The 15,065-nt window shown below is 40.7% G+C and carries 10 protein-coding genes, 1 tRNA gene and 3 pseudogenes; 6 read left to right on the top strand and 8 right to left on the bottom strand.

Going from position 1 to position 15,065, the window contains the following annotated elements:
* Window positions 1-695: 695 nt before the first annotated feature.
* Window positions 696-3,752: a disaggregatase related repeat-containing protein gene (locus MSWHS_RS19755; RefSeq protein ID WP_082088058.1), complete on the bottom strand. Its 3,057-nt coding sequence runs from the start codon at window positions 3,750-3,752 to the stop codon at window positions 696-698.
* Between the two features lie 621 nt (window positions 3,753-4,373).
* On the opposite strand from MSWHS_RS19755, the pseudogene MSWHS_RS19750 reads away from it, so the two are divergent.
* Together MSWHS_RS19750 and MSWHS_RS17030 are read left to right on the top strand one after the other, a co-directional pair.
* A pseudogene (locus MSWHS_RS19750) lies at window positions 4,374-5,238 on the top strand (transposase); the annotation flags it as partial.
* Between the two features lie 167 nt (window positions 5,239-5,405).
* Window positions 5,406-5,650: pseudogene (locus MSWHS_RS17030) on the top strand (hypothetical protein); the annotation flags it as partial.
* Window positions 5,651-6,123: 473 nt separating this feature from the next.
* Here the strand turns inward: MSWHS_RS17030 and tnpA are convergent.
* From tnpA to MSWHS_RS16995, 7 genes and pseudogenes are all read right to left on the bottom strand, one after another.
* A pseudogene (tnpA, locus tag MSWHS_RS19745) lies at window positions 6,124-6,491 on the bottom strand (IS200/IS605 family transposase).
* 141 nt (window positions 6,492-6,632) lie between these two features.
* Window positions 6,633-6,704 (bottom strand) — tRNA-Ala (locus MSWHS_RS17020).
* A gap of 65 nt (window positions 6,705-6,769) precedes the next feature.
* The gene (locus MSWHS_RS17015; protein WP_048128206.1) at window positions 6,770-7,039 is read right to left on the bottom strand and encodes an elongation factor 1-beta; all 270 of its coding nucleotides are present in this window, start codon (window positions 7,037-7,039) and stop codon (window positions 6,770-6,772) included.
* A gap of 92 nt (window positions 7,040-7,131) precedes the next feature.
* A complete protein-coding gene (locus tag MSWHS_RS17010; RefSeq protein WP_048128208.1) occupies window positions 7,132-7,302 on the bottom strand; it encodes a zinc finger domain-containing protein in 171 nt (56 codons plus the stop codon).
* A gap of 189 nt (window positions 7,303-7,491) precedes the next feature.
* Window positions 7,492-8,169 carry an amino acid kinase gene (locus MSWHS_RS17005; protein WP_048159464.1) on the bottom strand — a complete coding sequence of 226 codons (678 nt, stop codon included), beginning with the start codon at window positions 8,167-8,169 and terminating at the stop codon, window positions 7,492-7,494.
* Between the two features lie 9 nt (window positions 8,170-8,178).
* The gene (locus MSWHS_RS17000) at window positions 8,179-9,186 is read right to left on the bottom strand and encodes a hydantoinase/oxoprolinase family protein (protein ID WP_048159684.1); all 1,008 of its coding nucleotides are present in this window, start codon (window positions 9,184-9,186) and stop codon (window positions 8,179-8,181) included.
* A gap of 71 nt (window positions 9,187-9,257) precedes the next feature.
* Window positions 9,258-10,235 (bottom strand): ATP-grasp domain-containing protein, encoded by a 978-nt coding sequence (locus tag MSWHS_RS16995; protein ID WP_048128212.1) that lies wholly within the window; start codon window positions 10,233-10,235, stop codon window positions 9,258-9,260.
* Between the two features lie 228 nt (window positions 10,236-10,463).
* Here MSWHS_RS16995 and MSWHS_RS16990 point away from each other — a divergent pair, with 228 nt between their 5' ends.
* The 4 genes from MSWHS_RS16990 to dnaJ all read left to right on the top strand — a co-directional run bounded on the left by MSWHS_RS16990 (window position 10,464) and on the right by dnaJ (window position 14,919).
* Entirely contained in the window at window positions 10,464-10,910 is a 447-nt protein-coding gene (locus tag MSWHS_RS16990) for a hypothetical protein (RefSeq protein WP_048128214.1), read from the top strand.
* Between the two features lie 127 nt (window positions 10,911-11,037).
* Complete coding sequence (gene grpE / locus MSWHS_RS16985) at window positions 11,038-11,667, top strand: nucleotide exchange factor GrpE (protein WP_048128217.1); 630 nt, start codon at window positions 11,038-11,040, stop codon at window positions 11,665-11,667.
* A gap of 131 nt (window positions 11,668-11,798) precedes the next feature.
* Window positions 11,799-13,652: a molecular chaperone DnaK gene (dnaK, locus tag MSWHS_RS16980; RefSeq protein WP_048128219.1), complete on the top strand. Its 1,854-nt coding sequence runs from the start codon at window positions 11,799-11,801 to the stop codon at window positions 13,650-13,652.
* A gap of 112 nt (window positions 13,653-13,764) precedes the next feature.
* On the top strand, window positions 13,765-14,919 hold the full coding sequence (dnaJ, locus tag MSWHS_RS16975; RefSeq protein WP_048128221.1) for a molecular chaperone DnaJ: 1,155 nt from the start codon (window positions 13,765-13,767) through the stop codon (window positions 14,917-14,919).
* Window positions 14,920-15,065 lie beyond the last annotated feature (146 nt).

The raw sequence follows: 15,065 nt of genomic DNA, 5'->3' as shown, positions 1-15,065 counted from the left end.
TTCGGGTTTCTACTCTTGAATATAGTTCCATGAAGTTTGTGAACCTTTATACTTTAAAACAGTGATTACATTCAAAGATGCTATAACAAGCAGGTTCCTGCTTTGAGGAAGTATACCCTGGGCTCTGGATTTTATAGGAAGAAGCGTAAAACCCATAAAATCTTAATTTCATGGGATATAATCGTCAACTTTAATACATTTTTCAATTGTTGGTTCCGCTAAAATATTTTTCGTATCAAGTTAATTTAATAGTAGTATCAAGTTAATTTAATAGTAGTATCAAGTTAATTTAATAGTAGATACTGTCACCACAACCCAAAATGTGAAAACCAAGCATGTGAAAACCAAGCATGTGAAAACCAAGTTGAGGGAGTTGGATAACAGGGTATCGTATACCTGAAGGGTCGGGAACATTAAACCAGAAAAAACCGGAAGCTCTAAGCATCTCAAGTAATCTCACGACCATATATTCCATTTCACCTGTGGTATGCGGGGTAGAGCCTGTATGACTTGTCCTCAGTAGAGGGAAGGATGACTCAGGAAGCCGCTAAGTTTTTAGCTTAGGGGTAGTTCACAGAACTTGTATGAAGGTATATAAAAAAAGTAAATGAGGTTTTCCGAAAAGCAAGCCTTGGAAAAATTTACATTTCTTGCAGCCAGCATTTCGGAGTACTTCTTAAAATAATTTTAATTCATTAACTGTATACCAGTTGAAGTTTTGGCACCTGATTTTCGTTTCCGCAGTCACTGCTATAAAATGCAATATAGTTATTGCTCTCTGTGCGGGCTTTTATCAGAAATCCCGTGTTTTCATACTTTCCACTGGTGTACTCTTTTACCAGATCGGTTACATTAAGCTCGTAATATTTGTTGTCAGGAATATCACTTCCCTTAAAGGTTAGTATGGCATAAGGACTGTTACCCTGCAAAACACCGTTTTTATCATACCAGTCTCCTCCGGGATTTTTCCATGAAACATCTTTGTCCTTTTTATTCCAGCTTACGTAATCTGAATTCCAGGCTGAAGCAGGCCTGTAAACCTCAATCACAGTATCTTCAGGTCTTGTTTTTCCTGCAGGATAATACCAGTAGAGAGAAAGAGCCGCATTACTAACTTCGGCAGAACCGGTATACTCGCTAAGGTTTAACCACATTATATCCCTGTATCTGACACTGTTCATCCCACCTGCATCAATAAAAGGTGAAACCTTGTAAACTACATCAGGAGACTTTTCACGTAGACGATTATCCGTTGCACTAGTAACAGTTGCATTTACAGTCACTACAGGTACAGTCACTGAAGATGCTTTCTTTGTTATGCTAAGCTTTGGCTCTTGATCTTCGTTTCCGCAGTCACTGCTATAAAATGCAATATAGTTATTGCTCTCTGTGCGGGCTTTTATCAGAAATCCCGTGTTTTCATACTTGCCATTGATATACTCTTTTACGAGCTCGGTTACGTCCAGTTCGTAGTAATTATTGTCAGGAAGGGTACTGCCTTTGAGAGTTATTGTAGCATATGGGGTGTTACCCTGAGAAACACCATTTTTATCATACCAGTCTCCTCCGGGATTTTTCCATGAAACATCTTTGTCCTTTTTATTCCAGCTTACGTAATCTGAATTCCAGGCTGAAGCTGGCCTGTAAACCTCAATTACAGTATCTTCAGGTCTTGAGTTTTCTGCAGGATAATACCAGTAAAGAGAAAGAGTCGCATTATCAACTGGGAAGTCGCTGGTATATTTACTCAGGTCAAACCACATTATATCCCTGTATCTGACACTGTTCATCCCACCGACGTCAATATAGGGTGAACTCTGATAGACTACATCAGGAGACTTTTCACGTAGACGGTTGTCAGATACTTCTATTTCGGAAATTACAGGTTCCTCAGAATCTTCGGGTGGTTTTACATGAACAATCCCTGTTACGGTATTGCTGCCTGCCGCATTACTTGCTGTAAGTATCACTGTATAATTTCCTGCTGTTGAATAGGTATGAGTTGGGCTTTTCTCTGTTGAACTTGTCCCGTCTCCGAAATTCCAGTTCCATGCTGTGGGTGAACCTGTGCTGCTGTCAGTAAAAGTCACATCAAGGGGTGCATTTCCGGAAATTGGAGACGCAGAAAAAGCAGCAACCGGAACTTTGGATACCTGGGCATCGAATATCTGGTTTCCGCTAACTGAAGCATCCTGGATGTTTTTGATTGTGATCTCTGAACCTGGACTGGAGGAATATACATTTATTAAGTTATTATTTTGTATTTTGACCTCGCTGTTTGTGTAAGAATTTCCGTCGAGATATATTCCTTCTTCTCTAATATTTTCAAAAGTATTATCAGAGATTTTTAAATTTACTCCGTCTATAAGGAACTGCTGATATACTCCTTTATTCAAGAGATTGCTAAAAGTGTTCCCAGTAATCACTATATTCCTGAAACTTCCCTGATATGGGAAATGAATTCCGTATATTCCGCTGTTTTGATAATTATTCCTAATTATAAGCGTGTCATCGATTCCATTTCCTCCCCTATACATCTCACCTGCAATACCATTAAACGTGTTATTTTCGCAAATGTGTACTCCGTCACTTACTGCGCCGCGTTTAAATATTCCTCCATATCCGCCAAAAACTTCATTGTCAGAAAAAATAGATTGTTGTGTACCATCTGAAAATGCTACAAAATATGGGAGTTGTGGGTATATCTTATTTCCAGTTACGACAAAATTAATAGTTAGAGCATGAGCATCAATAACCCAGGAACCACGTATTTTTGCCCCAATCAGAGTGTTATTGGAGATAAAAACGTCTCGATTTAAAGATTTGCGTTCAGCTGAATTGGCTGTTATAGCATGCCTGCAATTCTCTATGTGATTATTTTCAATATTGACAAAAGCCGTACCGCTAGCTACATTTACACCATATCCACTTCCCGGAAGAAGTGAATTGTAAATCTCATTATTATTAACATTAACATTAAAACAGGAATATAGACAAACAGCACCAAATCCACTATTATTGAACCAGGAATTAGTGACAGAGCTATCCTTGCAGTATTGCATAACTAGTCCATGATGTGACATTGCTGCACCTGTATCCTCCATCCTTATATTATTTACATGGATTTCAACAGGTCTATATACTTCGAACTGTACGGTTTCGGACAGGCTATAATCTCTAAGAAGTGGTTGATTTAAAGTGACGATGTTTCCATTTACACTTTTAACAGCATATATTTCCCCTGTCATTTGATCAGGATAATTGTCAGGATAATCTAAAGGACACCACTGAACATTTTTCCAGATCTTAATCAAGTCGTTCTGGCGAACCTGGGAAGCGTCAGTTAAAACCACCTGGAATGAATCCTTATTAGCGTCAGCAGATAGTTTTCCACTTGTGATTAATGACCCACAGAAATAAAGCTCGTTATATTCTTTTTCAGGAGTTTGAATGTAAAGAGTTACATTTCCTTCGCCTATTATGTTCAGATTTTTATTTTTTTGATAAATCCCTTTTGTGATATAATAGTCCCCTGCGCAGATAGTTATTGTATCCCCACTTTTTGAACTATCAAGTGCTGCTTGAATGCAAGCTGCATCATTTGCATAATTAGGTGTATGAAAAAGACCTGGTCCAGCTTGTCCAGTTTCTTTGTCAATTACGATATTTGCTGCCAAAGCCGCAGGGCTACTTAACAAAAAACAAAAGAGAGTAAGAGTAAGTATTTTTATGAGGGTTTTTAATTTTTTCATCAGAGATCCCCCTGGACACATTTAACTCAAAGCCTTACGATAACAATTTTTGAAGGGCTCTGAGACGATTTGAATAAGTTAATTTAAAGAAGTTTATACTTCCACCAGAATTAACTTTGTTATTATTGTTTAACTGATATTAACTTTTCTATATTATTTTAATAGTAGCGATATCCAGGCTCTCTGATATGATTATTGTAATAAGTCATGAAGAAAAGAAAAAACCCAATACGATGCACGTCGGGATGGGTATAAAACAACCCAAAAGGGTAGCCAGGGGGCAGATAGAAAAAGACATTGTGAGTGTTCTGTCAACAAAAAAATATTCTAATGAAAGAACTTAAATTATTTAAAAATAAGAGGATTTCCTGAATAAGGAAAAAGATTAGAATAACATTTGAAATTAAAAAAGCGAAATAATTTTGGGATAAAACAATATAGGGACCTAAAAAATCTTATGAAACAATAAGTGATATAAATGTTTTATTCACCCAAATAACAGTAAATTTAGTTCCCCTATTGAAAAAATACATTCTGTTTTTATCTAAAATTCAATTTTACCTCATTAAAAACTGTAAAACTTATTGAAAAGGACGTATAATCCTCCTCTGGTGTTTGTTTGTGAAACCTCCACTTATCCCAATAAACGTAGATTACAAATGGAAATTGTTTTCAGAGATATTAAACGTTTTTGATTTACGATCCACCAGGCAAATTCTTTCACAATATGAAAGTTTACCTCTTGAAAAATCAATACCTGTTCTGAAAATCGTCATTTTGAGCATGTATTTTTGCCTTTAAATTTCCTATATAGTCAGAGAATTAGAAGAAAAGAAAAAATTACGAAAATTTATGAGAATAACGTCAGTACCTTCTGAAAATGAAGTATACAGTATCATGAGCAGCTTTGATCCAGAGCAGTTTATCAACTTCGTTAGTATATTGCTTAACAATGTTTGTTCTCGGCGTAAAAGAGGTTAAAACCATATCATAATCGATAGCACAGATATCAATCTTGATCTTAACTGGTTCAAAAGAAAAATTAGCAAAAAGATATTAGAAGATCGAGAATTTAAGTGGGGACACTCTACACATCGAGGTTATTTCATAGGGATGAAACTGAGTCTTGTCATGGAATATCCAAGCTTAAAACCTTTAGCTTTCATCGTTAATGAAGCAAATGTTAGTGAATACACGATTTATCCCCAGATTCTACAAGAGCTAAAGAGAAGAAAGAAAATAAGACCAAGAGATGTACTTTATTTCGATAAAGGTTATTTTTCACATGAAAATTATGTACTAGGAATAGCAAAATACAAAAAAATTATGTAATGGGGATAGCAAAATACAAAAAAATTATGTAATAGAGATAGCAAAATACAAAATAGTTCCGATTATTTTTCCAAGAATAAATTGCAATTATAACAAACTTTTCTATATGCTAAGCTATCCTATGAATTTTCTATATGCTAAGCTATCCTATGAATTTTCGATATGCTAAGCTATCCTATGAATTTTCGATATGCTAAGCTATCCTATGAATTTTCGATATGCTAAGCTATCCTATGAATTTTCGATATGCTAAGCTATCCTATGAATTTTCGATATGCTAAGCTATCCTATGAATTTTCTATATGCTAAGCTATCCTCTGAATTTTCGATATGCTAAGCTATCCTATGAATTTTCGATATGTTAAGCTATCTCTGAACATATTTGATTCGAAGAAAAATACGGAAGAAGAAAAGAAAATATATAAAAGACTTGTAGCAAAATTTAAATCTTTGATGGAAAATTGGAGAGGACTTAGGCCTATTAGATCTCTCATTGAGGACGTATTAAATTAGCCAAAAAAACGTGCAATATGGAGAATTTACACCGATATACGATGCGTTCTGTAACCTGAGTTTGACAGTTTGATTTTTATGTTGAAAGATTGTTTTCATATCTGTTGGAATAATAAGTAATATTATTTCAACAAATTTTTGCCCATTTTTTACGATTCAATTTGACAGATGATTCTCTTTCTCTTGATGGCTATTTTCATAATTTTTGATCAAATTTTTGGTATAGAATTTGACAGATAGCATGAATCTCAGATAAAATATAGATACTATCCAAAAAGTCAGGTGCCAAAAGTGCCAAAATAGGACAAAAATCTCTACTAATTTACCTTATAGTGATTGTGTAGCTGGAAAATCAGAGGCAATTTGATGAAATTTATGAATACTGTCAATTGATTTTTGACAAAAAATCGAAGCTTCTCACTAACTTTAATTTATACTGTCAAACTAAGGCTGTAAAAGAGTAATGCTTTTTGGCTGTATTTTTGACAGGGGCAATTACTGCGTTCTTTATTAGTGACAAAAAGGATTACAACACCTGGCTGAAAGTTAAGATAAAAAGCACCATAATAGTTTTTACTTCAGGGAAGTTTTTACGAATCTCCCTTGAAGTTATTGTTTTTATGGTGTTGATATATTTTGGAATATCAAGCGAAGGTTTTGCTGAAAATAATAGTGAAAATGGTCTTTGTCACACTCTATATTCAGCACTTCAACATCGAATGTTTCACTTATGTTATGGATTTTAGTTTTTAGAAAATCAATAACTAAAGGGTTCGTTAGAGCTTTTCTCCTATATTTCACACACTGAATGTTTTCTCTATATTTCACACACCGAATGAAATGATAATGGAGTGAATACACAGAATGGCTCCTAAGATCCAGTTTATACTGCATAGTCACCATTATATTGTTGTAACTATAAGGATCAATAATTATGCTACTGTTGTTTTGTAGAAGTTGACGACTTTCATCCCCCACCTGTCGTTTACGCTCCGAGGAAGGGGACTTCCCACCTTAGAATTAAAAGTATTTAAGTGGACTCGGCGGGATTTGAACCCGCGGCCTTTACGTTGCGAACGTAACGATCTTCCCCTGATCTACGAGCCCTTTTACGAAAAAGAGAATTGTGAAAAAAAGTATTCCGAACACATTGTCCGGTCCTTTTTTCCTTCTCAGATGCGGTAGGCTTCCTGAACCTGAACAGTCTCGACGCCGGAAACTTTTGCGAAGGCTTCTTCCGCTGGTTCAGTTCCTCCTTCTTCATCGTTAACAATTAATGTTACAATCAGAGCCTTCAAGCCAAAAGCAATAGGTTCCTCAACAATATCTCCGTGAAGGTTTGCCCCTGCAGGAATTACGGCTTTTATTTTCTCTTTCAATTCTACAAGGTCGGTTTCAACGCCTTCTGGCATAATTTTAATTTTTGCTGCAACATCGCCCATTTAAATTCCTCTTGTAATTTATATGATTCTATTAACCAATTTTAAGTTGCTTTCACAATGCTCTTCTGGATCTTCAGGCACTCTGCCCAAAATCACGGAGCTTTGAATCCACACTTCGGGCAGGTGTATACGTTACCCTGCTGCCTGCAGCTTGTACATCTTCCAATCTCTGCTCCGCACTGGGGGCAGGGAAACTTCACATAGCCTTTCTCCACAAGACGGATCCCGCATGAGGTACAGTATTCAACTTTCTGTGATGACATTTTTATTCTCCTGAATTATTTTATATAGTGAACTGCAATGAATTAACCGGTAAATCAGGCACCTTCCTTAAGCTTCAGTATCCTGCTTTTTCGGCACCTGTGTTAACATCAACAAGCCTGATGAACTGAATGTAATGATGCTTTTTGGACACGGTTTGCTTCTCTCCCTAGTCATATACGATATACAATTTAAATATTCCCCTTTACCGTCGTACAGGGCACAGGCTTCCCGTACACCGCCGGAATAACTCTTTCCGGAAATTTTCCATTTATAATTCTGCACTCCATTCTGTTTATCTGAAGGAATCCGGGCAGGAAAGGGTCTACGCAGCTTTCAAAATTTTCTGAAAAATCAGAGGCAAAAATTTCCCTGAGAAGTTTTCCTTCCCTGAAAATCCCGTCAACATCCGTAGCCTTAATGAACAGGGCTCCCACCTGCTTTGCAACCCAGGCAGCGATTGTGTCCGAAGTTACGTCCCAGGAGTGGGGCAGAGGGTCTTCTGCCTTCAGCAGTCTGTAGGGAAAAAGAATCGAAACACCCAAAGGCAGTTCTGTGATTGAATCCACAACCTGGGCCCGGCTTTTGTCCTGCAGATAGCAGGCATACTGCTCCATACCAAGCACAGCCATCCAGTGAGCTGCGTCGTCTCCAAGTCCGAACCTCTCATCAGCTCTCCTTATGGCATCTGTAAATATCCCTCCTCCGGGAACAATGAGAATGGAATAAAGACTTTTTTCGGAAGCCTGTTTCTCAGAAACAGCCCCCGAAGTTCCGGAGCCAAATTCTATTATAAGCCTGTCAATAAGCTCTGGAGCTTCGCTGAGCAGGCTTCCCCCTAGTTTGATAACTACCCTCACGGTTTTCATTGGGTTATCTCACTTGTTTAGGTTTTTCTCAATTAATGGTTTTTCGGCGTCCAGTAAGCGGGCGGCCGCATATGCCGGAAAGACCTTTGAGATCTCTTCTCCCCATCGCCCTGAAACAGAAATGCATTCAAATCCGAGCTTTTCTGCCGCTTCCTTTATAAGAAATTCTCCCAGACCCGCTGATGCGATCTTCTTAAGCCCATTTCTTTCCGCAACTTCGGAGATCGCTTCAGCCAGGGTAGAGACCTGTTTTTCTTTAACCTGCTCTGTGATCTCGTATATTTCCCTTTCCCTTACTTCTGAAAGGTCTGCACAGACCAGCCTTGCAATTCTGCGCATGGCATCTGTTTTGCTCCTACCTGCTCCGTCGGCAGTCTCGCATGTGTACGCATCTTCCTCAATTTTCCCGAGTATAAGATAAGCATCTGCTGTCGTTGCAAAGAGTTCTGAGGATGTCCTGCACATGCCTTTCTCAAGCTTTACCTTTTCGAGAAGTACGGCAAGGTTTGTTCTCAGGGTGCCTGCGTATACAAGTTCACTCCTGAGCAGGCGATCAAAGTCTGTAAGCCCTGCCCTGTGCTCTCCTGATATGATCGGAATAATATCACTTGTGGTACTGCCAACATCAACAAAAATGCAGTCTCCTGCTTCTTCTCCTATCAGCCTGGCGGAAGCTGCCCAGTTCGCTGCAGCAAGCTCCCTCAGGGAATTAGCTTCACTCTGGAACCTTCCCTGGCTGTTTATATACGAAACTCTTTCAGAGCCAAAAGCGGAATCAACTGTTTCTTTTATGAACCGGATGCCCTGTTCTTTATCTTTAAAACAGTCCGCAAGCTCTCCGGTCATCACAACAGCAACTCTTTCAGGGTTAAACCTTTGCGCAATCTCTTTTAAGACTTCCGGAAGCCTTGTGTTTTTCCAGAGAGGAAGGTAGTGAAGTTCCACAAGAGTCCCATCCGAGGAAGCAAGCTTTGTGTTTGCCCCTCCAATGTCAAGCCCTATAATTTTTGAATACATTTCGATTCCTTTCCGTATTTTTCCAGGTCTGTAATTTCCCAGGTTTGTAATTATTCTCATTTTTTTTGTTTTCAATTCTTTCCGAAAAGCTCACCAAGCATATCCTTGGAAAAGTGATATTCTCCCTCGATCCGCACTGAATCCGGGAGTTCTCCGAACCTATTTTTAAGAAGAAGTTCGCCTATTTCCTCCTTCATGACCCTGCTAATCCCGAATAATGAGGCTGTAGGTCTTGGATTTACATCCACGACATATGGAAGCTCAGAGAGTACGATGTCCACACCCACATATCCAAAACAATCCAGACATTTTACTGCAGAGATTGCAGTCTCACAGAGTTCATCTTCTCTGGAAGTCCGATAAGGGGTCAGGCTACCGTTGTATTTTATGCCCGAAACTCGATTTATCTCCGGATTTTCTCTTTCTCTGCCCTCTTTCTCTCCAAACTCGATGAACTGGCGGTTTACCGTGAGTATGAGCGGCTTTTTTCCTGCAATGAGGCTTACACTCAGATGTTTTCCTTCAATATATTCACTTGCGATGTACTCACTTGCAATGAAATCTTCTGTCTTTTGGAATTCCGTAACAAGAGATGTTGCCTCTGCCCCGCATCCGAATCTTGGTTTTATGACATACTTTTTGCCCTTTTCAGCTTTTTCCGCAAGCTCGGGGGTATTGATTCCGGCGTTCTTCAGGATTTTTGTGCACAGGACTTTATCCGCACAGTAAGCTGCCGATTCCGGTGAACACCCCAGGTTTACGGTGTTTTCTTCAAGGATCCGGTTCAGTTCGGGAAGCATCCCGTCAGGGGCAATAAGCAGCCCTGCATCACATTTCTTTGCATCTCTTTCAACTACCTGCTTGAAGCTTTCAGCTGTGGATTTCAATGATGTTCCTACACCTATTTCCGTACCTGCAGACGGATAGTACACCTCATGCCCTCCGCGGACAAAACTTTCTGCAAGTGTTTTTAGCATAGCTGCCCCTTCCGGGATAAGGGACTGTTCAATATCAGTACCGACAGCGAATTCTGCAATCAGGATTTTCATCGGAAAAGAAAAACCCGGTCATTTTATATTACTTTTTGTCCTCCCCGGAAGGAAAAATGGAAAGTAGGACACAAATCCGCTTAAGTAAGTAAAGATTTATATAATTTATATAGTTTATAGACTTAAAGTAAGTGATATGTAGTTAATATATATGTAAATAACATATATGCAAATAATATATAAGTAAATAATATATAAGTAAATAAGATAATATTTGTATAATACTTAATGGTGGCTGGTAAAATTAACAGCAAAAACCCAACCTCTCAGTCTTTATTTGAAAATCCTTTTGTCAAAACCCTCGCTATTGCGGTTCTCATGGGTATATTCCTGGTTGACATGGGTCTCGGCCTATTTGATATATTTTCTACAAAATCAAGTCCCCTGCCGTCTGCGTTTGTGCTCATGATCTTTGCCGTGATGTTTATCGGAGGCATGGTCTTCTATGAAAGACAGGGTCTGAACACGCTGAGTTCCCTTATAGGAGGAACACTTGCAGGTTTTGGACTTTCCTTCGTGTTTGTATCCCTTGTAGGAGGCGTGCAGTTTGCATTAGGAGGAGGAATTTCCACGCTTGGGTGGGAACAGGTAATTTCGGCAGTCGCGGCTTGCATGATAGCAGGCGTCATAATGCTCAAAGCACTATCCTATAAACTTCAGAACCACTTTTACTGATTTTTCTTTTTTTTTGCTCTATCAGGAAGATATGCCGCCTGTATAACAGAAAAGTATTTATAGAATTACAAACAATCACAGATCAGGACGAGCGCTACCGTTACACTAATTTTATGGGGATCGATAAATGAAGAAGTCCACTAAAAAGGAAAATATGCATTCAAAAGAAGATAGCCAGAAACAGGCTGAAAATTCCGGAGCTCGGAACTCTGGATCTTCGACTGAAAAAGCCGATGATACAACAGTAAATCCTGAAAAAGAACCTGTAAGTTCCGAAGCTGAAAAGAGTCCGGAAGCAGACTGCAGGAAGGAAAACGAACTTCTCAAAGATCAGCTTTTCCGGCTTGCAGCTGATTTTGATAACTTCAGAAAACGGACCGCCCGTCAGATGGAAGAAAACCGAACAGCTGTGCTTGAGCAGGTGCTTCTGGACTTTGTTGAAGTGACAGATAACTTTGACCGTGCCCTGAAATCTGCACGGACTGCAGAAGATATGGGCTCGATTGTAAGTGGAATCGAACAGCTTTCAAAGCAGTTTTTTTCGATCCTGGAAAAGCACGGGCTTGAAAGGGTAAAATGCGAAAAAGCAGGTGAATTTGACCCTCACAGGCATGAAGCTGTCCAACACATAGAAACCTCCGAAGTTCCGGACAATACCATAGTCGAGGTTTACAAATCAGGATATGCACTGAGGGATAAGGTTGTCAGACCTGCTATGGTTTCAGTCGCAAAAAACCCTGAAGAGACGGAAAAATAAAACTGATTAATTCAAAACCGGACGTATGCTTAAACTGAACTTACGTTCAATTCAATATTAAATTCAATAAACTCTCTGGCCAGGTAGCCTAACTAAATAATTTAATAGACAATTTACTATGAGGATATAATATGGCAAAAATACTGGGAATAGACCTTGGTACTACTAACTCATGTGTGGCAGTGATGGAAGGCGGGGAAGCTGTCGTGATCCCAAATGCCGAAGGCAACAGAACAACTCCTTCAGTTGTTGGATTTTCCAAGAAAGGGGAGAAACTTGTGGGTCAGGTCGCAAAACGGCAGGCTATATCAAACCCGGAAAACACCGTTTATTCCATTAAAAGACACATGGGAGAACCAAACTACAAAGTTACACTTCACGGAAAAGCATATACCCCGCAGGAAATTTCTGCGATGATTCTCCAGAAGCTCAAAAACGATGCAGAGGCTTATCTCGGAGAGACAATAACACAGGCTGTTATTACAGTTCCTGCTTATTTCAACGATTCACAGAGGCAGGCTACAAAAGATGCAGGTTCAATTGCAGGGCTTGAAGTCCTGAGAATTATAAACGAGCCCACAGCTGCGTCCCTGGCTTACGGGCTTGACAAAGGAGATGTAGACCAGAAGATCCTTGTCTACGACCTTGGAGGCGGAACCTTTGATGTATCCGTTCTGGAACTCGGAGGTGGAGTCTTTGAGGTAAAATCCACAAGTGGAGACACTCACCTTGGAGGCGACGACTTCGACCAGCGCATTATCGAGTACCTGCTCGCAGAATTTAGGAAAATCGAAGGAATCGACCTTTCCAAAGACAAGGCTGTACTCCAGCGCCTTAAAGATGCTGCTGAAAAAGCCAAGATCGAACTTTCAGGTGTTGCCAGCACCAACATTAACCTTCCCTTCCTCACAGTCGGTTCTGATGGGGAACCAAAACACATGGATGTTGACCTGACCAGAGCCCAGTTCCAGAAAATGACTGAGGACCTTCTGGAAAAGACCCTTGTATCCATGCGCCGCGCACTCAGTGACTCAAAAATTACCCCAAATGACCTTGATAAAGTGATCCTTGTTGGAGGCGCAACAAGGATGCCTGCCGTGGTTGAACTTGTGGAGAATTTCACAGGCAAGAAACCCTACAAGAACATCAACCCTGATGAAGCAGTTGCAATCGGTGCAGCCATTCAGGCAGGAGTCCTGGGTGGAGAAGTAAAAGATGTCCTTCTACTCGACGTCAATCCCCTTACTCTGGGTATCGAGACCCTCGGAGGCATTGCAACTCCACTCATCCAGAGGAACACCACCATTCCTACTAAAAAGAGTCAGATCTTCTCAACTGCTGCTGACAATCAGCCCTCAGTCGAAATTCATGTTCTGCAGGGAGAACGAGGGATAGCTTCTGAAAACAAGACCCTTGGCAGATTCACCCTTGATGGTATACCCCCTGCTCCGAGAGGTATCCCGCAGATCGAGGTTACCTTTGATATTGATGCAAACGGGATCCTGCACGTGAGTGCAAAGGACCTGGGCACAGGCAAGAAACAGTCCATTTCCATCCAGAAACCCGGCGGACTTTCTGATGCAGAAATCGAGCGCATGGTCAAGGATGCTGAACTGCATGCCGAAGAGGACAAGAAGCGCAAGGAAGAAGTCGAGACCAGAAATAACGCAGAAGCCCTAATCAATGCCTCAGAAAAGACTCTCAAGGAAGCCGAAGATGTAGCAACCGAAGACCAGAAGTCAAAGATCACTGCTGCAATCGAAGACCTGAAGAAAGCCCTGGAAGGCAAGGACATTGAAGATGTCAAGGCAAAGTCAGAGGCTCTTCAGGAAGCCGTATATCCGGTATCGACAGCCATGTATCAGAAAGCCCAGGAGGCAGCACAGCAGGCTGCAGGCGAAGAAGGAAGTACGGATGCCAAAGACCCTGATGAAACAGTCGTTGATGCAGATTACGAGGTAGTTGACGACGAAAAGAGTAAGTAATTAAAGAAGAATTAACATCTAACAACAAGCGCCTGATAATTTGCAGGCATGACCGGTAACCTGTCTACAGGTTCCGGATTTATATCCTTTTTTAAAATAACAGGGAATCCTGATGGCTACAACACGTGATTATTACGAAATTCTCGGAGTATCTAAAGACGCCTCAGTCGAAGATATAAAGAAGACGTATCGAAAGCTTGCACTGCAATACCATCCTGACAGGAACAAAGAAGCAGGGGCTGAGGAAAAGTTCAAGGAGATATCCGAGGCTTACGCTATTCTTTCAGACACTGAAAAACGGGCTCAATACGACCGTTTCGGGCATGCCGGAATTGATGGGCAGTATAGTGCAGAGGACATCTTCCGGGGAGCAGATTTCAGTGGGTTTGGAGACATTTTTGAAATGTTTTTCGGAGGTGGCCGAAGAGGTGGTCCTATGGGGCCGAGGAGAGGTTCAGACCTCCAGTACGACCTCTATATAACCTTTGAAGAAGCTGCTTTTGGAGTCCGTAAAGACATTGATATTCCACGGACAGAAAGGTGTTCTACCTGCTCAGGCACAGGAGCAAAAGTGGGTACAAGCCCAAAACGTTGTCCTGCCTGCGGCGGCACAGGGCAGGTCCGTACCACCCGTTCAACTTTAGGGATGCAATTCGTGAGCACCACCACCTGCAGTACCTGTCACGGCAGAGGCCAAATAATTGAGTCCCCATGCCCAACCTGTGGCGGGGCAGGCAGAATCCGGAACAGGAGAACAATAACAGTCAACGTACCCGCAGGAGCAGACTCAGGCATGAGCCTCAGGCTCAGCGGAGAAGGAGATGCAGGAGAACCAGGAGCGTCTCCCGGAGACCTTTATATTATCATCCATGTGATGGAACACAGGTATTTCAAGCGGGTCGATTACGATGTAATCTCCGAACTGTCAATACCATTCACCCAAGCTGCACTTGGGGCAGACATTATGGTTGATACCCTCTACGGCAAGGTCAAAATGAACATCCCGGCTGGGACTCAGACCCATTCCGTCTTCAGGCTCAAGGACAAAGGCATACAGCACCTGCATGGGCACGGCAAAGGGGATCAGCTCGTAAGAGTAATAATCAAGACTCCCACAAAGCTTACTCATGAACAGGAAGAACTTCTCCGCCAGTTCGAATACCTGAGCAATGGAAAGAAGTCCGATGGGGAGGAAACGAGTAAATCTGAGAAGCACAAAAAAAGCAAGGGAATTTTTGAAAAGGTAAAAGATGTATTAGAGGGTTGAATATTAAGTTTCGGGCTCAATTTTCTATTTTTCTTTTCCTTTTTAAATTTCTATTTGTAACAATTCAGGTAGCCTTTGAAAGGCTACAATTTTTCCTCTTTTCGAGGAAAAATTGCATATAAATTGAATCCTATTTTGTTTCGTTA

The sequence above is a fragment of the Methanosarcina sp. WWM596 genome (assembly GCF_000969965.1).
In the GTDB taxonomy this organism is placed as follows: Archaea; Halobacteriota; Methanosarcinia; order Methanosarcinales; family Methanosarcinaceae; genus Methanosarcina.
The sequence above is the reverse complement of the archived record's forward strand: the minus strand, read 5'-3'. Positions and strand labels throughout refer to the sequence as shown.

Coding starts and splice junctions, on each gene's coding strand:
- MSWHS_RS17000 (WP_048159684.1), bottom strand. CDS start 9,186: ATGTATTCAAAAATTATAGGGCTTGACATTGGAGGGGCAAACACAAAG.
- MSWHS_RS17010 (WP_048128208.1), bottom strand. CDS start 7,302: ATGTCATCACAGAAAGTTGAATACTGTACCTCATGCGGGATCCGTCTT.
- MSWHS_RS16995 (WP_048128212.1), bottom strand. CDS start 10,235: ATGAAAATCCTGATTGCAGAATTCGCTGTCGGTACTGATATTGAACAG.
- dnaK (WP_048128219.1), top strand. CDS start 11,799: ATGGCAAAAATACTGGGAATAGACCTTGGTACTACTAACTCATGTGTG.
- dnaJ (WP_048128221.1), top strand. CDS start 13,765: ATGGCTACAACACGTGATTATTACGAAATTCTCGGAGTATCTAAAGAC.
- MSWHS_RS17005 (WP_048159464.1), bottom strand. CDS start 8,169: ATGAAAACCGTGAGGGTAGTTATCAAACTAGGGGGAAGCCTGCTCAGC.
- MSWHS_RS19755 (WP_082088058.1), bottom strand. CDS start 3,752: ATGAAAAAATTAAAAACCCTCATAAAAATACTTACTCTTACTCTCTTT.
- MSWHS_RS17015 (WP_048128206.1), bottom strand. CDS start 7,039: ATGGGCGATGTTGCAGCAAAAATTAAAATTATGCCAGAAGGCGTTGAA.
- grpE (WP_048128217.1), top strand. CDS start 11,038: ATGAAGAAGTCCACTAAAAAGGAAAATATGCATTCAAAAGAAGATAGC.
- MSWHS_RS16990 (WP_048128214.1), top strand. CDS start 10,464: ATGGTGGCTGGTAAAATTAACAGCAAAAACCCAACCTCTCAGTCTTTA.